This window comes from Novosphingobium terrae (assembly GCF_017163935.1).
In the GTDB taxonomy this organism is placed as follows: Bacteria; Pseudomonadota; Alphaproteobacteria; order Sphingomonadales; family Sphingomonadaceae; genus Novosphingobium; species Novosphingobium terrae.
In genome coordinates this window covers 2,779,524-2,799,181 of record NZ_JABVZR010000001.1, presented here as the reverse complement: position 1 = coordinate 2,799,181, position 19,658 = coordinate 2,779,524, and the positions used below count along the sequence as shown (strand labels likewise).

Sequence of the window (19,658 nt, the reverse complement as noted above, 5' to 3'; positions counted from 1 at the left end):
AATTTCGGTGTGAAGACAGAATAATCACGTCACGTCGTTCATCGATTGTGCGGCTGGAAAGTCGTGCCTCAAGAATTGTCCGGGCGGGAAAATATCCGCCAATAAAAACAGAGGGATAGGGGTATGATCAGGCGATCCATAAGAGGGTTGATGGTTTCGGGCGCGTCCTGCGCTCTGGCGGTGGCCATCGGCACACCCGCGCTCGCTCAGGATACGGCGGCGCCTGCCACCACATCGGCGCCGTCCGGCGATGAACCTGCCATCATCGTGACGGGCATTCGCGGCTCGCTGCAGCGCAATCTTGATATCAAACGCAATGCGGCGGGCGTGCTGGATGCCATTTCCTCCGAAGATATCGGCAAGTTCCCCGATCCCAATGTGGCGGCCTCGCTGCAGCGTCTGCCGGGCGTTTCGGTGCAGGTCTCGGGCAATCGCGGCGAAGCAACGGGCGTGACCGTGCGCGGCTTCAGCGGCGATTTCAACGAAACGCTTTACGATGAACGCCATATTTCCACCGCCACCGGCAATCGTGCAGTCGATTTCTCGACGGTGGGCTCCGATTTCGTGGGCCAGCTCAACGTCTACAAGACGCCCGATGTCTCGCTGTCAGCCAGCGCCATCGGTGCGACGATTGATATCGCTTTCCCCAAGCCTTTCGATCATCCCGGTCTGCATATGGCGGCCTCGGTCTCGGGTTCGATTCAGGATCGCAAGGGCAATGTCGTGCCCTCGGGCGGGTTGCTGGTCAGCGACACCTTTGCCGATGACACGATGGGCGTGCTGGGCGACATCGCCTACTCCCGCCATGACACCACCACCAACCATGTCTTCGTCAATGGCTGGGAAGGCGGCTATTACGCGCCCTGCCAATTGGCGGGCAGCACGGCGGCCAGCTGCAACCCCGGCTCGACCACCAGCGGACTGGCCAGCGACAAGCAGACCGTGCTCGGCTGGTTCCCCCAGCAGGCGGGCGCCGAGCAGAACACCACACGGGACGAGCGCGTCGATGCGCGGCTGGTCTATCAGTGGAAGCCCAGTGACCGTATCCTGCTGACCATCGACGACAATTTCAGCAGTCAGGTCGTGCAGACCACCAGCTACGGCTATGCCGCCTGGTTCAACATGAGCAGCCTGACCAACGTCAAGCAGGACAGCAACGGCACCGCGATCGATTTCAATCAGGCGGGCACGCCGATGGACATGAATGCGGTCATCACCCATTCGCTGATCAACACCAACCAGCTGGGCGCGAACCTGAAGTATCAGGTCACCGATCACCTCAAGCTGGATGTGGACGCGGCCTTCGCCAAGAGCTGGCTCAACCCCAATGGCGAGATCGGCAACAACAGCTCCGATATCGGCTATGGCGGCACGCTGGGGGCCAACACCGGTCTGGCCGTGGGCGGCGCCAGCAGCGGCTATCTGCCGGTGCTGCATGACATCGGCCCCTCGGGCAATGCGGGGCAGTTCCTCGATACCTCGGTGATCGGCTCGCATGTGATGGTGCGTCAGGCCCAGCGCAACACCGATGTGGTGCGCCAGTTCCATGTGAAGGGCGCCTGGGAGCAGGAGAATTTCATCCTGCAATTCGGCGGCTCCTATATGCAGGACACCTTCCGGCTGGCCGAGAGCGACACCTTCACCAATGATTACTGGCAAGCCTATGCCGGCTATGGCACGCCTTCCGGGCGCACCACCGGTGTGGCACTGCCCTCCAGCATCTATGGCGGCACAATCAGCACGGCCAATTTCATTCCGGGCTACAGCGGCAATCTGGCGCCGGGCATTCTGGTCTACAATCCGCTGGCCGTTTACAATTACCTGCAATCTCTGGGCAATCCGCAGACCAAGAACATTCCCGGTTTCAACTATTGCGCCCGTCCGCCGGGCACCGATGGCTTGTGCAACTACACCGGCTCGCTCGATCTGGCGCTGAGCCCTTCAAGCGTGGCGACCATCACCGAAAAGACCTGGGCGGCCTATGTGCGGGCCAATTTCACCACCCAGATCGCCAGCATGCCGTTCCACTTCATCTCCGGCCTGCGCTATGAAAACACCCATCTCGACACGCTGGCGCTGGGCCAGACCCCGGTCTCGCTGACCACCAGCACCGCCGACCCGACGCTGCTCACCACCGTCTATGCCAATGGCGGAGCGACCTCGACCATCGCGGCAGGCAACAGCTACAATTATCTGCTGCCCAGCATGGACTTGAAGCTGGAGGTGACGCCCAAGCTGCATCTGCGTCTGGATGCCTCGCGCACGCTGACGCGCCCGGCGCTGAAGAACCTCAATCCGGTGCTCAATGTCGGTTCCGGCCAGCGCGTCGGCGCTTTGACGGCCACCGGCGGCAACCCCGATCTCAGCCCCTATCTCTCGGACAATTTCGATGCGGCGGCGGAATGGTATTACGCGCCGAACTCTTATTTCTCGGTCGATTTCTTCCTCAAGCATGTCAGCAACTTCATCGTGGCGGGCGTGCAGCGCCAGACCATCAACGGGGTGATCGATCCCACCACGGGGCAGGCGGCGCAATTCTCCGTCTCGCAGCAGGTGAACGGGCCGGATGCCACGGTGCGCGGGGTGGAAATCGCGCTGCAGCATGTCTTCGGGCGCAGCGGCTTCGGGCTCACGGCCAATGCCACCTTCGTGGGCACCAACAAGCCCTATGACCCCAAGGATATCAGCACCAGCGGCTTTGCCGTGACGGGTCTGGCCAATTCGGCCAATCTGGTGGCCTTCTATGACAAGCACGGCTTCCAGGTCCGCGTCGCGGTCAACTGGCGCGACAGCTATCTGCTGCAATTCGGCCAGAACCAGAACACCGGCCAGTTCGGCGCCGAGCCGACCTTCGTCAACAGCCAGGTGCAGGTCGATCTGTCCTCCAGCTATGATATCACCAAGAACGTCTCGGTGTTCGGTGGCATCACCAACCTCAACAATTCGGTCTACAGCACGCATGGGCGCTTCAGCAATCAGCTGCTGGATGCCTACAGCTATGGTCGCCGCTTTACATTCGGGGCGCGCTATCATTTCTAGGGACTGAGACGGGATCGGGCCGGGGGCTTTATCCGGCCCGCCCATTGGGGACAGGTGAGGGGGCAGGCGAGTTCATGAGCAGCACCGTCAAGCATGTCGTGATCGTGGGCGGCGGCACCGCCGGCTGGTTGACGGCGGGGATCATCGCCGCCCGCCATCGCGCACGGATGAAGGCCGGTTTCACCGTCACTCTGGTGGAATCGCCCGATACGCCGATCATCGGCGTGGGTGAGGGGACATGGCCCACCTTGCGCTCCACCCTGCAGAAGATGGGCGTTTCGGAGACCGATTTCTTCCGCGAATGCGATGCCTCCTTCAAGCAGGGCGCCAAATTCGCCCGCTGGACCACCGGCGCGGAGGATGACGCCTATTACCACCCGCTGATGCTGCCCCAGAGCTTCGAGCAGGTGAACCTCGCCCCGCATTGGCTGGCCTCAGAGGATGACGGCAGCTTCTGCGATGCGGTCTGCGCGCAAGGCGTAATCTGCGATCAGGGGCTGGCCCCCAAGGCCATCACCACGCCGGAATATGAGGGCGCGGCCAATTACGCCTATCATCTCGATGCCGGGAAATTCGCGCCCTTCCTGCAAAAACATTGCTGCGAGAAGCTGGGCGTGCGCCATGTGCTGGCCAATGTCAGCACCGTCGCCAAAGCCGAGAATGGCGATATCCTGTCGCTGGACACCGACCGCGCCGGGCGCATCGAGGGCGATCTCTTTATCGACTGCACCGGCTTTCGCGCCCTGCTGATCGGCGAGGCCATGGGCGTCCCCTTCCGCGATTGCTCGGACGTGCTGTTCTGCGACACGGCCCTTGCGGTGCAACTCCCCTATGAGAGCGAGGACGCACCGATCCCCACCCACACCATCTCCACCGCGCAAAGCGCCGGATGGATCTGGGACATCGGCCTGCCCACAAGGCGCGGCGTGGGCCATGTCTATTCCAGCCGCCATATCGATCAGGACGGGGCAGAACGCGAGTTGCGTGCCTATCTTGGCCCGGCGGGGCGTGATCTGCCGATCCGCAAGATCCCCATCCGCTCGGGCCATCGCGAGACCTTCTGGAAGGGGAATGTCGTGGCCGTCGGGCTGGCAGCGGGGTTCCTCGAACCGCTCGAAGCCTCGGCCATCGTGCTGATCGAACTGTCGGCCAAGCTGATTGCCGAACAGATGCCCGCCGCGCGCGCGGTGATGGACATCGTCGCCCGCCGTTTCAATGAAACGACCCATTACCGCTGGGGCCGGATCATCGATTTCCTGAAACTGCACTATGTCCTCTCCAAACGAGAAGACAGCGCCTTCTGGCGCGACAACCGCGACCCCGAGACCATCCCGGACCGCCTGCGCGATCTGTTGCTGCTCTGGCGCTATCAGCCCCCATGGTTCCATGACGAGTTCGACCGGCTGGACGAGGTCTTCCCGGCGGCCAGCTACCAATATGTCCTCTATGGCATGGATTTCCGCAGCGAGGTCGATCCGGCCTGGCTGGCCATGGACGAACGCGCCGCCCAGCGCGCCCTGCGCGAAAACCGCGCCCGCACCGAGGCGCTTGCCACCCGCCTGCCGCGCCACCGCGAACTGATCCGCAAGATTGCCGAATACGGGATGCAGCCGGTCTGAGCCGCACCCAACCGCCCTTGGAGAGAACGATGCCTTTATCGCCTGCCCGCTGCCTGCGCGTTTTGCTGTCCACTGCGGCCATCATCGCCAGCACTCTTTCCGCCCAGACGGTCAGTGCCCAGGATCAGGCCGAACAGATGGCCGCCGCCACCGTCGCCAGGCTGACGGTGGATGAAAAGATCGCCCAGCTGGTCAATGTGGCGCCCGCGATCCCGCGCCTCAACATCCCGGCCTACAATTGGTGGACGGAATCGCTGCATGGCGCCTTCGGCCCGCTGCCCACCACCAATTTCCCCGAACCCATCGGCCTTGCCGCTACCTTCAACCCGCCGCTGATCCATGATGTGGCCAGCGTGATCGGCACAGAGGTGCGCGCCATGCATACGCTGGGCCGCGCCACCGGCCATCTCGGCAAGATCGGCACCGGGCTCGATACATGGTCGCCCAACATCAACATCTTCCGTGATCCGCGCTGGGGGCGCGGTCAGGAAACCTATGGCGAGGACCCTTTCCTCACCGCGCATATGGGGGTGGCCTTCGTCACCGGCATGCAGGGCCCCGATCCGGAGCATCCGCTGGTGATCGCCACGCCCAAGCATTTCGCGGTGCATTCCGGGCCGGAATCGACGCGCCATGTCGCCAATGTCTTCGTCTCGCGCCACGATCTGGAGGACACCTATCTGCCCGCCTTCCGCGCCGCCATTGTGGAGGGCCATGCCGGATCGATCATGTGCGCCTACAACCGCATCGATGGCCAACCCGCCTGCGCCAGCGACGATCTGCTGAAGGACCATCTGCGCGGCGCATGGGGCTTCAAGGGCTATGTCGTCTCCGACTGTGACGCCGTGGTCGATATCGCCGACCATCACAAATATGCCAGCGATCCGGCAGCGGGCGTGGCGGCGGCATTCCGCGCCGGGGTGGACAATGAATGCCACACCGGCACCATCGGCGAAGTCCCCGGCCTTGGCGTCCGCTATGCCGAGGCGCTGAAGCGGGGTTTGCTGACACAAGCCGATCTGGACCGCGCCTTGGTGCGCCTGTTTGCCGCGCGCTATCGCAATGGCGATCTGCCGGGGATTGCGGGCCCGAACACCAACCCCGTGCCGCTTACCACGGTGGACACGGCGCAGCATCGCGAGACCTCCTTGCGCGCGGCGGTGGAAAGTCTGGTGCTGCTCAAGAACGATGGCACGCTGCCCCTGAAGCAGGGCCTGCACGTGGCGGTGATCGGCCCGCTGGGCGACGCCACGCGCGTGTTGCGCGGCAATTACTCCTCGCCCAATTCCGCGCCGCCGGTCTCGGTGGTGGAGGGCCTGCGCCGCGCCATGCCGGGCGCTCAGGTGACGCTGGTGCCCTTCAGCGCCTCGATCACCGACGGCGATCCGGTGCCTGCCGGGCATTTCCTGACGCCGGATGGCAAGCCCGGCCTGCATGCCGATTATTTCAACGCCATCGACCCCACCAAACCGCGCGGCGAGCGGACCTATGCCGCCACCCCCATCGCCCGCCGCACCGAGGAGCGGCTGGAAACCTATGCGCCCCGGCTCAAGCAGGCGTCGGATGCCTATAAGGTGGTGTGGAGCGGCTCTTTCACCGTGCCGGAAACGGGCACCTACCGCATCGGCGTGACCGGGGTGAAGGGCGCCATCGATGTCGGCGGCAAGCCTGCCATCGCCTCGGATCATTACTCGCAATGGGGCGAGGCGCCCAAGCTGGTTGAGGTGGAGCTGAAAAAGGGCGAGCGCTACCCCCTGCATTTCGAGATGGAGGCGGGCGGGGCGGCTGAACCCAGTCTGGTGTGGAAGCGCATCTCGCGCGATGAGGCGGGCGATCTGCGCCGCGCCGTGGCCAATGCCGATGTGGTGGTGGCGGCCGTGGGCCTGACCTCCGACCTTGAGGGCGAGGAAATGCCCATCAAGATCGACGGCTTCGCCGGGGGCGACAAGACCGCGCTGGACCTGCCCGCCGATCAGCGCGCCCTGCTGGCCGATGCGAAAGCGCTGGGCAAGCCGCTGGTGGTGGTGGCGATGAACGGCAGCGCCATCGATCTGAGCTGGGCGCGTGACAACGCCAACGCCATTGTCGAGGCGTGGTATCCCGGCCAGTCGGGCGGGTTTGCTGTGGGGCAGGTGCTTTCGGGCACGGTCAATCCGGGCGGGCGCCTGCCGCTCACCTTCTATCACAGCCTGGCCGATCTGCCCGCTTTTGACGATTACGGCATGGCCGGGCGCACCTATCGCTATTTCACGGGCAAGCCGGTCTATCCCTTCGGCTTTGGCCTGAGCTACACCAGCTTTGCCTATGATGGGTTGAAGGTTGCGCCGGTCGATGGCGATGCCGCGAAAGGCCTGCATGTCAGCGCCCGACTGCGCAACAGCGGCCAGCGCGCGGGCGACGAGGTGGTGCAGCTCTATCTGCGTTTCCCTCAGGCGCCGGGCGTGCCCAACATCGCGCTGCGCGGCTTCCAGCGCGTGACGCTCAAGCCGGGCGAGGCGCGGGAGGTCAGCTTCGATCTCACCCCGCGTGATCTCAGTTCGGTCGATCCCGATGGCGTGCGCTCGGTGCTGGCGGGGCAGTATCAGCTCAGCCTTGGCGGCGGGCAGCCGGGGCAGGGGCTGCCCACGGTGGAGACGGGCTTTGCCGTCACCCATGGCGCAGCCATCGCGCGGTAAGGGGAACATGATGCTGCGCAACATCATCCTGATGGCGGGGGCTTCTGTGTTGGCCTCTGCCGCATCGGCTCAGCAGACGGGGCAGGTGACCGAAGCCTCCACCCCGCCTCCCGCCGTGGCGACCGGGCACCATGTCGAGGCGCCGCTCTGGCCGGTCGAGCGGCACCCCGGCGATGGCACGGGGGCCTATCACACGGGGCGCTATCCCAATCTCTTCGCGCAGCAATTGGGCCTCTCGCCCGAGCAGACCCATGCGCGGATCGCCGCCATCTATCAGCAGCTCTTCCATGGCGACGGGCAGGAACAGCGCCTCTATTTCGAGACCGGCGCCAATGCGAACGGCCCGCTGGCCTACATCACCGACTGGGCCAACAATGACGCCCGCAGCGAGGGCATGAGCTACGGCATGATGATCGCCGTCCAGCTTGGCCACAAGCGCGAGTTCGATGCGCTGTGGAACTGGTCGAAAACCTATATGGAGGTGACCGATCCGGCCAATCCCTCCTATGGCTATTTCGCCTGGTCGATGAACACCGATGGCACACCGCGCAGCACCGGCGCCGCGCCCGATGGCGAGCAATATTACGCCATGGCGCTCTATTTCGCCGCCAACCGCTGGGGCAATGGCAAGGGCATTTACGACTATCGCGCTCAGGCCGATCGCATCCTGCGCGCCATGCGCCACCGCGCGGTGAAGACGGGCATGCCGCCCTTCCGCGTCCATCCGGGCGATGCGCCCTTTGTCGAACCCGCCCAGCCATGGCCCAGCATCAACAACCGCGCCGAAGCCGCCGAGGCCCGGGCGGCGGGCCGCCCATGGCCGCCTGCCCGCCAGCCGCATCCGCCCCGCCTCGCCAGCGTGGGGCCGATGATGGATGAGAGCCATGCCATGGTGCGCTTCGTGGCCGAGACCGAGGTGCCGGGTACCGATGCCTCCTACCATCTGCCCGCCTTTTACGAATTATGGTCACGCTGGGGGCCGGTGGAGGATCGCGCTTTCTGGGCCAAAGCGGCGGATGTCAGCCGCGATTTCTTTGTGAAGGTGGCGAACCCTCGCACAGGGCTGGCGCCGGATCGCAGCTATCTCGACGCCAGCGCCATGCAGACTTTCGACGGCCAGCCCTATCCCTTCGGCTATGACAGCTGGCGCACCGCCAGCAACTGGTCGGTGGACAGCAATTGGTGGGGCAAGGACAAGCGCCAGCGGGCGCTGAGCGATGCCATCCAGGGCTTCCTCACCCGGCAGGGCATGGAGAGCTTCCCGGACCGCTACACGCTGGAAGGCAAGCCGCTTTCCACCCGCCATTCTTCCGGCATGGTGGCGGCAACGGCGGTGGCGGGGCTGGCGGGCACGCCGGGCGAGGCCTCGCGTGGATTTTTACGCGCCGTCTGGGCCATGCCCACGCCTGCGGGCGAGCAGCGCTATTTCGACGGCATGGTCTATCTGATGAGCATGATGCATCTTTCCGGAGAATTCCGCATCATCGCGCCGAAGACATGAGGGGCCGGGCGATGAAAGCCCGGCCCACTCCATCAATGGTTATGGCGCGGCGTCTTTGCGGCAAGGCCGCGATATTTGACCGCCATTTCCATCACCGCGCCTTCGCCCATCTGGCCGGTCTTCTCGCGGAAGAGCTCTTCCCAGGGCGTGTTGCTGGGCGGCACCGGGGGCAGGCCGTCGCCCTTGCGGCGCTCGATCTCGGCTGCATCGACCAGCGCGTTGCATTCGCCCTTGTTGATGTCGATGCGGATGGTGTCGCCCGTGCGCAGCCACGACAGACCGCCGCCCGCCGCGCTTTCGGGCGAGCAGTTGAGGATCGAGGGGCTGTCCGATGTGCCCGACTGGCGCCCGTCGCCCAGCGTGGGCAGCCACTGGATGCCGCGCTGGATCAGGGCGGCGGGGGGCTGCATGTTGACCACCTCGGCGCTGCCCGGCCAGCCCTGCGGGCCCGCGCCGCGCATCACCAGAATGCAGTTTTCATCGATGTTGAGGGCAGGATCGTCGAGGCGGTGATGGTAATCCTCGCCGCCCTCGAAGACCACGGCCCGCGCCTCGAACACGCCTTCCGAGCCGGGGCGCGAAAGATAGCGGTTACGGAATTCCTCGCTGATGACGCTGGTCTTCATGATGCCGAAGTCGAAGAGATTGCCCGACAGCACCAGAAAACCGGCCTTTTCCTTCAGAGGTTCGGCGAAGGGGCGGATCACCTCGCGGTCACGCGCGGGGCGCTCGCCAACGTTTTCGGCCACTGTCTCGCCGGTGATGGTCAGGCTTTCGCCATGCAGCTTGCCGGCCTGCAGCAGCTCCCACATCACGGCAGGCACGCCGCCCGCGCGGTGGAACCGCTCGCCAAGGAAGCGACCGGCGGGCTGCATGTCCACGATCAGCGGCAGGTCATAGCCATGCTCGGTCCAGTCGCTGGCGTTGATCTCCACACCGGCATGGCGGGCCATGGCGACGATATGCGGCTGGGCATTGCTCGACCCGCCGATGGCGGTGACCACGCGGATGGCGTTGAGAAAGCTCTCGCGCGTCAGGATTTTGGAGGGACGCAGGTCTTCGTAAGCCATCTCCACGATGCGGCGGCCCGTCTCATAGGCGATCTGGCCGCGTTCACGGTAGGGCGCGGGGATGGCGGCGCAGCCGGGCAGCGAGAGGCCCAGCGCCTCGGCCACGGCGTTCATCGTGGAGGCGGTGCCCATCGTGTTGCAATGCCCTGCCGATGGCGCGGAATCGCAGGCGCGCTGCAGGAATTCTTCCTCATCGATCTCGCCCGCCGCCAGCTTGCGGCGGCTGCGCCAGATCACCGTGCCCGAGCCGACCAGATCGCCCTCATGCCAGCCATCCAGCATCGGCCCGCCCGACAGGACGATGGCGGGAATGTCCACCGTGCTGGCCGCCATCACCTGCGAAGGCGTGGTCTTGTCGCAGCCGGTGGTCAGCACCACGGCATCGATGGGATAACCGTAGAGGATTTCCACCAGACCCATATAGGCCAGATTGCGGTCCAGCGCGGCGGTCGGCCGACGGCAGTTCTCGAAGATGGGGTGGACGGGGAATTCCATGGCGATGCCGCCCGCATCGCGGATGCCGTCACGCACGCGTTTCGCCAGATCGAGATGGATGCGGTTGCAGGGCGAAAGATCGCTGCCGCTCTGCGCGATGCCGATGATCGGGCGGCCCGAGCGCAGTTCCCCAGGCGTGATGCCGTAATTCATGAAACGCTCAAGATAGAGCGCCACCATATCGGAGCGCGCGGGGTCCGCGAACCAGTCCTGAGAGCGGAAACGGCGGGCGGGCTGGGCAGGGTCACTCATCGGGGCAGGTCCTTGATCTGGCGGCAGGCGGGCTGGCGAAGCGGCAGTGAGTCGGGGTGCCAGAGGTTACAACCATCTGTTGGTGTGGACATCTCTCACCCATTCGTTTGTTTCGTTCGCGCTGCGCCATCAAAAGGCTTGACAGCGGCGCGATAAGCGTAATGATAGCGCTATCAGTTTTTGTCAATAACCTGAAGACCCGGGAGAGAAACGTGTCCGATCATGCTGCCCTGGCAGACGTGCTGCCTGCCGACTGGCGCGAGGGCCAATTCCTCGGCCGCGTACAGACCGCGCAGGGGCCAAGCCCCATTCTGGTGATCGGCGGCGAGGTCTATGACATGTCGCATGTCGCCCCCACCGTGTCGCAGCTGGTTGAGATGCTGCCGCTTTCCGCTGCGGGCGGGGTGATTTTGGGCTCGCTCGATACGCTGGATCTGCCGCTGCTCAGCCCCATCGATCTGCAATGCGTGAAGGCGGCGGGCGTGACCTTCGCCACTTCCACGCTGGAGCGCGTGATCGAGGAGCGCGCGCGCGGTGACGCGGGCAAGGCGCAGGAGATCCGCGCCCGCATCGAGGCCCGCGTGGGCGGTTCCATCCGCAGCGTGGTGCCCGGTTCCGCCGAGGCCGAGGCGCTGAAAGAACTGCTGATCGCTGATGGCCTGTGGTCGCAATATCTGGAAGTTGCCATCGGGCCTTACGCCGAGGTCTTCACCAAGGCGCCCGTGCTGGCCACGGTGGGTTCGCAGGCCGAGATCGGCGTACGTTCGGACTCCACCTGGAACAACCCCGAGCCCGAAGTCGTGCTGCTGGTCAATGCCGCTGGCGAGACGGTCGGCGCCACTTTGGGCAATGATGTCAATCTGCGCGACATCGAGGGCCGCAGCGCGCTCCTGCTGGGCAAGGCGAAGGACAACAACGCCTCCTGCTCGGTCGGCCCGCTGGTGCGCCTGTTCGACGACAGCTTCACAATCGACGATGTGCGCAATGCCGAGGTCGAGCTGGTGATCGACGGGCCCGAGGGCTATCGCCTTGAGGGCCATTCCTCGATGAACCAGATCAGCCGCGATCCGCTCGATCTGGTGCGCCAGACGCTGAGCGAGCATCAGTATCCCGATGGTTTCGTGCTGTTCCTCGGCACGCTGTTCGCCCCCGTGCAGGATCGTGACGATCCGGGCCGGGGCTTCACCCATAAGGTGGGCGATGTGGTCTCGATCGCCACGCCGCGTCTGGGCCGTCTGGTCAACACGGTGGTCACTTCGCGCGATGCGGCGCCCTGGACTCAGGGTATCGGCGCGCTTTATGCCAATCTGGCGCAGCGCGGTCTGCTGAAGGCGGGGGCGTAAACCATGCGGGCGATCTATCCCAGCCTGAAGGGCAAGCGCGTTTTCATCAGCGGCGGCGCCAGCGGCATCGGCGAGGGCTTTGTCGAGGCCTTTGTGGCGCAGGGCGCGCATGTTGCTTTCTGCGACATCGCTCAGGACGCGGGTGACGCTGTTGCCCAGCGTTTGGGCGCTCATTTCCACCGCTGCGATCTGCGCGATATCGAGGCCGTTCAGGCCATGATGGCGCAGGTCGAAGCCGAGCTTGGCGGCATCGACATCATCGTCAACAATGCCGCCAATGACGACCGCCACAGCATCGCCGATGTGACGCCCGCCTATTGGGACGAGCGCATGGCGGTCAATCTGCGCCATCAGTTCTTTGTGGCGCAAGCCGCCGTGCCCGCGATGAAGCGCGCGGGCGGCGGGGCGATCATCAACCTCGGCTCGATCAGCTGGCATCTGGGTCTGGCCGATCTGGTGCTTTACGAAACCGCCAAGGCCGCCATCGAAGGCATGACGCGCGGCCTCGCCCGCGAGCTGGGGCGTGACAACATCCGCGTCACCGCGATCATTCCGGGCAATGTGAAGACCCCCCGTCAGGAGCAATGGTACACGCCTGAGGGCGAGGCCGAGATCGTGGCGGCGCAATGCATGGATGGCCGCCTGATGCCTGCCGATGTGGCGGCGCTGGCGCTGTTCCTCGCGTCTGACGATGCGCGGCTGATCACCGGGCACAACTATTGGGTCGATGCCGGATGGCGCTGAGCCCTGAGCCAATTTGGCCTTTGGGCGCCACGCTGGGCGAAGGCCCGGTGTGGGTGGCGCGCGATGCGGCGCTGTGGTTCGTCGACATCAAGGCGCCCGCCGTACATCGCTTCGATCCGGCCAGCGGCGCGCGGCAAAGCTGGGCGGCGCCCGCGCAGGTCGGCTGGGTGCTGCCTTGCGAGGGCGGCGGGATGATCGCCGGGCTTCAGACGGGCGTGCATCGCTTCGATACCGCCACGGGCAGCTTCGCCCTGCTGCACGCGCCCGAGGCTGGCCGCCCCGGCAATCGCCTCAACGATGCGACGGTGGCCGCCGATGGCGCGATCTGGTTCGGCTCGATGGACGATGCCGAGGCCGAGGACACGGGCCGCATCTGGCGTCTGCATGATGGCATCTGCGCCGACACCGGCCTGCCGCCCGTCAGCATCACCAACGGCCCGGCCTTTTCGCCGGACGGCACCACGCTCTATCACCACGACACGCTGGGTTGCCGCATCTGGGCGAGCCGGGTGGAAGCGGGTAAGGTCATTGAAACCAGCCTCTTCGCCGAGATCGAGGATGGCGCGGGCTATCCCGATGGCCCGACTGTTGATGCCGAGGGTTGCCTGTGGGTCGGCCTTTTCGCGGGCTGGGGCGTGCGGCGCTATGATCCCAGCGGGCGGCTGATCGCCACCGTGCCGATGCCGGTGGCCAACATCACCAAGATCGCCTTTGGCGGGCCCGATCTGCGCACCGCCTATGCCACCACGGCGGCCAAGGGGCTGACGGAGGCGGAACGCGCGGCCCAGCCTCTGGCGGGCGCTCTGTTCGCCTTCGATGCAGGCGTGGCGGGGCTGGAAGGCCATATCGCCCGCGTGTAAATCATAAGACTATAAGAGGGATGGGCAGGATGCATGACAACACAATAGAGAAGGCCAATATGGGCTTCATCGCCGCGATTGTGGCGGTGGCGACCATTGGCGGCTTTATGTTCGGCTATGACTCGGGCGTGATCAACGGCACGCAAAAGGGTCTGGAGGCCGCCTTCGATCTGGGCAAGGTGGGCATCGGCATCAATGTCGGCGCCATTCTGGTTGGCAGCTCGATCGGTGCTTTTGGCGCCGGGCGTCTGGCCGACCGCATCGGGCGGCGCGGCGTGATGAAGACGGCGGCGGTGCTGTTTCTGGTCAGCGCGCTGCTGGCAGGTGCGGCAGGTTCCTCGGCGATCTTCATCTTTGCGCGCATCATCGGCGGGCTGGGCGTGGGCGCGGCCTCGGTGATCTCGCCGGTCTATATTTCCGAGGTGGTGCCCGCCAGCGTGCGTGGCCGTCTCTCCAGCGTGCAGCAGGTGATGATCATCACCGGCCTGACCGGCGCTTTCGTGGTCAACTATGTGCTGGCCCATTACGCGGGCGGCTCGACCGCGACGCTGTGGGCCGGGCAACCGGCATGGCGCTGGATGTTCTGGCTGCAGGCCGCACCCGCCGCGATCTATTTCCTCGCGCTGCAGGTCATTCCCGAAAGCCCGCGCTATCTCGTCGCCATCGGGCGCGAGGGGGAGGCGCAGTCCGTGCTGACCCGCCTGCTGGGCGCCGGCGCTGCCGCGCGCAAGCTGGTGGAAATCCGCCAGAGCCTTGCTTCGGATCATCACCGTCCCTCGCTGGCCGATCTGAAGGACCCGGCCACCGGTCGCATCCGCAAGCTGGTGTGGACGGGCATCGGTCTGGCCGTGTTCCAGCAGTTCGTCGGCATCAATGTGGTGTTCTATTATGGCGCCACCCTGTGGCAGGCCGTGGGCTTCTCCGAGGCTGACGCGCTGCAGATCAACATCATTTCCGGCGTGATCTCGATCGGTGGTTGCCTTGCCACGCTCGCGCTGGTCGACCGCATCGGGCGCAAGCCGCTGCTGCTGATCGGCTCGGCGGGCATGACTGTCACTTTGGCCACGGTGGCCTGGGCTTTCTCGACCGCGACGCAGGGTGTCGATGGCGTGATGGCGCTGCCGGGCAACCATGGGATGATCGCGCTGGTCGCGGCCAATCTCTATACGCTGTTCTTCAACATGAGCTGGGGCCCGATCATGTGGGTCATGCTGGGCGAGATGTTCCCCAACCAGATCCGTGGCTCGGGTCTGGCGGTGTCGGGCTTTGCGCAGTGGATCGCCAATGCGGCGATCTCGGTCAGCTTCCCGGCGCTGGTCGTCTCGCCGGGTCTGGCGGTGACCTATGCGGGTTATGCCGGTTTCGCGGCGCTGTCCTTCATCTTCGTGCGCGGCCTTGTGCATGAGACCAAGGGGCGCGAGCTGGAAGAGATGGAAGGGTAAAAGAAAGCCCGGATTGTCTGAAGAGGCGGGCGGGTCAAACCGCCCGCCTTATTTTTTGCGCTTGCGCGCCGGGCTGGCATCGGACTGGCGACGGATCAGCTGATAGTCCAGCCGGTCGTGGCGGACCTCCGCGCCATCGTCAGGGTTGCGGATCATGCTGGCCAGCAGGTCCATCGCCGCGCGCGCCATATCGCTGATCGGCTGGCGGATGGTGGTCAACTCCGGCCAGATGGTGGTGGCCATCGGCGTATCGTCGAAACCGCAGACAGTGAGATCGCCCGGCACATCCAGATGCCGCGCATGGGCCGTGGCCACGGTGGCGGCGGCCATATCGTCATTGCTGGCGAAGATGGCGGTGGGCGGCTCGGCGGCATCGAGAATGTCCGAAGCGGCATCCAGACCCGAGCGATAGATGAAATAGCCCTGCGCCACGATCGAGGGATCGAGCGCGATCCCCGCCTGCTCCAGCGCGGCAAGATAGCCTTCATAGCGCCTTTCGCTGGCGCTCTGATCGGGGTTGCCCTTGATAAAGCCGATGCGGCGATGGCCCAGCGCGATCAGATGGCTGGTCATGGTTTCGGCGGCATGGAAATCATCGATGCCGACCGAGGCGATCTCCGGACGCGGCACGCCCGCCGCCACCGCGACGACCGCCAGCCCTTCCTTGCGCAGCGCAGCGAGCATCGCCTCATTCTCGCACAGGGGCGGGGGCAGCAGCACGCCGTTCAGGCGCCCGCGCTGCATACGGGTGATCAGATCGGCCAGATCGGCATCCTCACCGAAGCGCTCGACCGTCAGCGTGACGTTGAGGCTGGCAGCGCGATCCAGACTGCCCATCAGAAATTCGGACAGATAGGTCGAGGAAGGGTTGGAATAGACCAGCGCGATGCGCGTATCGTCGCCGCCCGCCAATTGCCGCGCCGCTGCCGAAGGCGCGTAATTGAGCGCCGCAATCGCCGCCTCGACCTTTTCGCGCGTGGTGGCGCGCACCATGGTGCCCTCATTGATCACGCGCGAAACGGTCATGGGGGAGACCCCGGCGTGGCGGGCAACATCGGCAATGGTCGGCGCGTTGCGCTGGCTGCGGGAACGGGGCTTGGTCATTGTGTCATAAAGCCTCGCGCCCGGTGAAATGCAAGTTATGGAAATGAAAGCGCCGCACCTTAAGCTTTCGGCCTTCCGCGCGGGCGCCGGCGGGGCGCGGCATCGGACTGGCGGCGCACCAGCTTGAAATCGAGCAGCATATGCGCAGGCTCGTCAGGGGCATCGCCGCGCTGTTCGCGCAAATCGCGCACCAGCAGGTCGACGGCGGCGCGGGCCATATCGCTGATCGGCTGGTGGATGGTGGTCAGCTCCGGCCAGATGGTGGTGGCCAGCGGCGTATCGTCGAAACCGCAGACGGTGAGGTCGCCCGGCACATCCAGCCCGCGCCCATGGGCGATGGCCACGGCGGCGGCGGCCATATCATCGTTGCAGGCGAAGATGGCGGTGGGCGGCTCGGGCAGATCGAGCAAGTGCTCGGCGGCATCGAGGCCCGAGCGATAGTTGAACAGCCCCTGCGCGATCAGCGTCTCATCGAGCGGCAGACCGGCATCGGCCAGCGCGGCGACATAGCCCTCGAACCGGCGCTGGCCCGAGTTATAGGCCGGATTGCCCTTCACGAAGCCGATGCGGCGATGGCCCAGCGCGACCAGATGGCGGGTCATTTCCCGCGCGGCGAGCCGGTCGTCCATATTGATCGAGGAGAAGTGATCGGGCCGATGGCTGGCCGCCAGCGTGACGGCACGGATACCGGCGTCGCGCAGGGCCGCCAGCATTTCGGGGGAATCGCAAAGCGGCGGGGGCAGGATGATGCCGTTGATCCGCGCATGTTTGAGATGGGCCAGCACCGCCTCGACCGAGAGCGGCTCGGCCAGCTTTTCCACCGCCAGCATCACATTGTGGTGGCTGGCCTGTTCCAGACTGCCCATCAGCAATTCGGAGAGGAAGGAGGTGGAGGGGTTGGAAAACAGCAGGCAGATGCGGATTTCCTCGCCGCCTGCCAGTGCCCGCGCCGCCGCGCTGGGGGCATAGCCGAGTGCGGCGATGGCGGCCTGCACCGCCTCACGCGTGGCCTGGCGTACCGCCTGCTTGCCGTTGACCACGCGTGACACGGTCATTGGCGAGACACCGGCCTCTCTGGCAACATCGATGATCGTGGGGGCGCGGGAGTCTTTGTGATCCATGGACGGTCAATCTGGAGGCGATATCAGGGGGCTATCGTGTGCCCTTTGGTAAAAATGTTAGCGAAAACACCGCAAACCGCCAGCGGAATGTTATGAACCAGTGCCAAAGGAGGATGTTTTCGCTAACATGAAGGCTTGTTTCGGCCCCTCCCTATTTGGGATTGCCCGGCGCATAGGGGAAGCGCAGCGCCTTGTACCAGTCCAGCGTGTGGGCTGGCGCGGCGGCTCCGGCGGGCAGGGGGCGGCGGCTGATCGACTGGAAATAGGCGATGCTGGCATCACGCCACCATTGCGCCTCACGGTGCTGGATCGCCAGATAGCTTTGCGTCTGGGTGAAGCGCTCGGCATCGATCAGCGGGCGCAGGCTGTCCCATGTCGCCTGCATGCCCGCGACATAGGCCACGCCATGGTCATAATGATGGACCAGCCCATCCCACAGCGTATCGCCCGAGGCCAGCTTCTGGTCCCAACTGACATGATGGAACCAGAGCCATTCCTTCTCCGGCGTGGTCTCCAGCTTTGACAGGCGTGCGGCGACGGGCGGGGCATATTGCGCAATGGCGTCGCTGCCCTTGGCGGTGCGGTCGAAACCGATGCCTTGCGCGTCGGCGCGGTGGTAATAGACCGGGTTCCATTCCGGGCGGGCCAGATCGGAGATCCATGGAGCGGGGCCGTAATGGTGCCCCGTGCCCATCAAATGAGCCAGACCGAGCGGGGTCATGTAATCCACCGCCGCCTCACGCGATCCAGCCATCATGGCGGTGACGGGCGCCACCACGCGCGGATCGGGCGAGAAGGTCTGTGCCGCCCATTCCTGAGCGATTTGCTGCGCGGCAAGCTGCGGATCCCAGGCGAGGCGCCCGAAGGCATACCAGTCGGCCTGATTGAAGATGGAGCCCGACCAGTTGCGGTCCGTGCCGATGTTGGCGATGCCCGCGATGCCGGTCAGCCTGTGGTGGTTCAGCGTGCCATCGACCACATCAGCAACCGTGCCGCCGGTGCCGGTGTCGGCGCGCAGCGTTTCCTCGAATAGCGGCCCCAGATAGGTGAGATGCGTGGACTGGCCGATGTATTCCTTGGTGATCTGGAATTCCATCATCAGCGGCGTCTTGGGCATGGCACCGAACAGCGGATGGAAGGGCTCGCGCGGCTGGAAGTCGATGGCGCCGTTCTTCACCTGCACCATCACATTGTCGGCAAACTGGCCGTCGAGCGGCTTGAAATCATCATAGGCCTGCTTGGCGCGGTCATCGAGGCGCGGATCTTTCTGAGCGCCCGCCGCATAGACGAAGGCACGCCAGATCACCACGCCGCCATGAGGCTTTACGGCAGCGGCCAGCATGTTGGCGCCATCGGCATGAGTGCGGTGATAGTCCTGAGGGCCGGGTTGACCCTCGCTGTTGGCCTTGACCAGAAAGCCGCCGAAATCGGGGATGGCGGCGTAGATCTCATCGGCCTTGGCGGCCCACCATGCGGCGACTTGCGGGTCGAGCGGATCGGCGGTTTTCAGCCCGCCGATCTCGATGGGGGCGCTCCATTTGGCGGAGAGGTAAACCTTGATGCCATAGGGGCGGAACACGGCAGCCAGCGCGGCAGCCTTGGCGATGTAGGGCGCGGTCAGGCTGTCGGCCTTGGCGTTCACATTGTTGAGCACCGTGCCGTTGATGCCGATCGAGGCATTGGCGCGGGCGTAATCGGTGTAGCGCGGGTCTGTGAAGTCGGGCAGGTGCCACCAGTCCCAGATCGAGGCGCCGGCATAGCCGCGCTCGACCGTGCCATCGAGATTGTCCCAATGGTTGAGCATGCGCAGCCTGATGCGCGGGGCGCTGGTGATGTCCAGATGGGCAAGATCGGCGCCGGAGGAGGCCAGCCGCAGCAGGTGAAAGGCGCCGTAAAGCAGGCCGATGTCGCGGTTGGCGGCGATCAGCGTGACGGTCTTGCCCTGCGTCTGGATGGTGCGAATCGCATAGCCTTCCTCGCCCAGAGCCTTCAGCGAGACCGGCAGCGGGGTGGGGGAAGTGGCAGGCGTTGCCAGCCAGATCGCGCCATCGGTGAGGTTTTGCGTGGTCTGCGGTGCCTTGCCGGTCAGGCTGGCAAAGCCGCGCTGCAATTCGGCCTCGGCGGCCAGAGCGCTGGGGCCTTGCGCGGGGCCCATGATGGCTTTGGCATGGATGGTTGCCCCTTGCAGAGCCGCGCCCTGCAAGGGGGCGTAGCGCAACCATAGCTTGTAGCCGTCCTCAGCCCTTGCGGCTGGGGCAAGGGCCATTGTCGCGCACAGCGTGGCGCAGGCAAGCAGCCAGCAGCATAGCCGAGACCACATTCTCTCTCTCCCGAATCTTCTCGCTGTCATCGCGCCGATGGGCATTGACAAGCCTATCCTGTTTGAGTGATGT

General features: G+C 65.1%; 12 protein-coding genes. 8 read left to right on the top strand and 4 right to left on the bottom strand.

Annotation, left to right across the window (positions count from 1 at the left end; translation table 11 throughout):
• The first annotated feature begins 123 nt into the window (after window positions 1-123).
• From HGK27_RS12505 to HGK27_RS12490, 4 genes are all read left to right on the top strand, one after another.
• Window positions 124-3,039, top strand: a complete 2,916-nt coding sequence (locus HGK27_RS12505; protein WP_206240964.1) for a TonB-dependent receptor — start codon at window positions 124-126, stop codon at window positions 3,037-3,039.
• Between the two features lie 74 nt (window positions 3,040-3,113).
• Window positions 3,114-4,658: a tryptophan halogenase family protein gene (locus HGK27_RS12500; protein WP_206240963.1), complete on the top strand. Its 1,545-nt coding sequence runs from the start codon at window positions 3,114-3,116 to the stop codon at window positions 4,656-4,658.
• Between the two features lie 29 nt (window positions 4,659-4,687).
• Window positions 4,688-7,333 (top strand): glycoside hydrolase family 3 C-terminal domain-containing protein, encoded by a 2,646-nt coding sequence (locus tag HGK27_RS12495; protein ID WP_206240962.1) that lies wholly within the window; start codon window positions 4,688-4,690, stop codon window positions 7,331-7,333.
• Between the two features lie 7 nt (window positions 7,334-7,340).
• Complete coding sequence (locus HGK27_RS12490) at window positions 7,341-8,834, top strand: glycosyl hydrolase family 8 (RefSeq protein ID WP_206240961.1); 1,494 nt, start codon at window positions 7,341-7,343, stop codon at window positions 8,832-8,834.
• Window positions 8,835-8,866: 32 nt separating this feature from the next.
• Here HGK27_RS12490 and HGK27_RS12485 read toward each other — a convergent pair whose 3' ends face one another.
• Complete coding sequence (locus HGK27_RS12485) at window positions 8,867-10,651, bottom strand: IlvD/Edd family dehydratase (protein WP_206240959.1); 1,785 nt, start codon at window positions 10,649-10,651, stop codon at window positions 8,867-8,869.
• Between the two features lie 212 nt (window positions 10,652-10,863).
• Between HGK27_RS12485 and HGK27_RS12480 the strand changes: the two genes are divergently transcribed.
• Genes HGK27_RS12480 through HGK27_RS12465 form a run of 4 tightly spaced genes read left to right on the top strand, consistent with a single transcriptional unit; the run spans window position 10,864 to window position 15,040 of the window.
• Entirely contained in the window at window positions 10,864-11,994 is a 1,131-nt protein-coding gene (locus HGK27_RS12480) for a fumarylacetoacetate hydrolase family protein (protein WP_241127100.1), read from the top strand.
• Between the two features lie 3 nt (window positions 11,995-11,997).
• A complete protein-coding gene (locus tag HGK27_RS12475; protein ID WP_206240956.1) occupies window positions 11,998-12,738 on the top strand; it encodes an SDR family NAD(P)-dependent oxidoreductase in 741 nt (246 codons plus the stop codon).
• Window positions 12,729-13,598 carry an SMP-30/gluconolactonase/LRE family protein gene (locus HGK27_RS12470; protein ID WP_206240954.1) on the top strand — a complete coding sequence of 290 codons (870 nt, stop codon included), beginning with the start codon at window positions 12,729-12,731 and terminating at the stop codon, window positions 13,596-13,598. Before HGK27_RS12475 ends, HGK27_RS12470 begins: the two co-directional genes overlap by 10 nt.
• A 29-nt stretch (window positions 13,599-13,627) precedes the next feature.
• On the top strand, window positions 13,628-15,040 hold the full coding sequence (locus tag HGK27_RS12465) for a sugar porter family MFS transporter (protein WP_206240953.1): 1,413 nt from the start codon (window positions 13,628-13,630) through the stop codon (window positions 15,038-15,040).
• Window positions 15,041-15,088: 48 nt separating this feature from the next.
• Here the strand turns inward: HGK27_RS12465 and HGK27_RS12460 are convergent, their stop codons facing one another.
• The 3 genes from HGK27_RS12460 to HGK27_RS12450 form a co-directional block, all read right to left on the bottom strand.
• On the bottom strand, window positions 15,089-16,144 hold the full coding sequence (locus HGK27_RS12460) for a LacI family DNA-binding transcriptional regulator (protein WP_206240952.1): 1,056 nt from the start codon (window positions 16,142-16,144) through the stop codon (window positions 15,089-15,091).
• Window positions 16,145-16,203: 59 nt separating this feature from the next.
• The gene (locus HGK27_RS12455; RefSeq protein ID WP_206240951.1) at window positions 16,204-17,265 is read right to left on the bottom strand and encodes a LacI family DNA-binding transcriptional regulator; all 1,062 of its coding nucleotides are present in this window, start codon (window positions 17,263-17,265) and stop codon (window positions 16,204-16,206) included.
• Window positions 17,266-17,416: 151 nt separating this feature from the next.
• Window positions 17,417-19,585 carry an alpha-glucuronidase family glycosyl hydrolase gene (locus HGK27_RS12450; RefSeq protein WP_206240949.1) on the bottom strand — a complete coding sequence of 723 codons (2,169 nt, stop codon included), beginning with the start codon at window positions 19,583-19,585 and terminating at the stop codon, window positions 17,417-17,419.
• Window positions 19,586-19,658: the final 73 nt, after the last annotated feature.

What these genes read in the sequence shown, in the direction of transcription:
- HGK27_RS12460 (WP_206240952.1), bottom strand. Translation starts at nt 16,144, where the DNA reads ATGACCAAGCCCCGTTCCCGCAGCCAGCGCAACGCGCCGACCATTGCC.
- HGK27_RS12455 (WP_206240951.1), bottom strand. Translation starts at nt 17,265, where the DNA reads ATGGATCACAAAGACTCCCGCGCCCCCACGATCATCGATGTTGCCAGA.
- HGK27_RS12485 (WP_206240959.1), bottom strand. Translation starts at nt 10,651, where the DNA reads ATGAGTGACCCTGCCCAGCCCGCCCGCCGTTTCCGCTCTCAGGACTGG.
- HGK27_RS12470 (WP_206240954.1), top strand. Translation starts at nt 12,729, where the DNA reads ATGGCGCTGAGCCCTGAGCCAATTTGGCCTTTGGGCGCCACGCTGGGC.
- HGK27_RS12475 (WP_206240956.1), top strand. Translation starts at nt 11,998, where the DNA reads ATGCGGGCGATCTATCCCAGCCTGAAGGGCAAGCGCGTTTTCATCAGC.
- HGK27_RS12490 (WP_206240961.1), top strand. Translation starts at nt 7,341, where the DNA reads ATGATGCTGCGCAACATCATCCTGATGGCGGGGGCTTCTGTGTTGGCC.
- HGK27_RS12505 (WP_206240964.1), top strand. Translation starts at nt 124, where the DNA reads ATGATCAGGCGATCCATAAGAGGGTTGATGGTTTCGGGCGCGTCCTGC.
- HGK27_RS12465 (WP_206240953.1), top strand. Translation starts at nt 13,628, where the DNA reads ATGCATGACAACACAATAGAGAAGGCCAATATGGGCTTCATCGCCGCG.
- HGK27_RS12450 (WP_206240949.1), bottom strand. Translation starts at nt 19,585, where the DNA reads ATGTGGTCTCGGCTATGCTGCTGGCTGCTTGCCTGCGCCACGCTGTGC.
- HGK27_RS12500 (WP_206240963.1), top strand. Translation starts at nt 3,114, where the DNA reads ATGAGCAGCACCGTCAAGCATGTCGTGATCGTGGGCGGCGGCACCGCC.
- HGK27_RS12495 (WP_206240962.1), top strand. Translation starts at nt 4,688, where the DNA reads ATGCCTTTATCGCCTGCCCGCTGCCTGCGCGTTTTGCTGTCCACTGCG.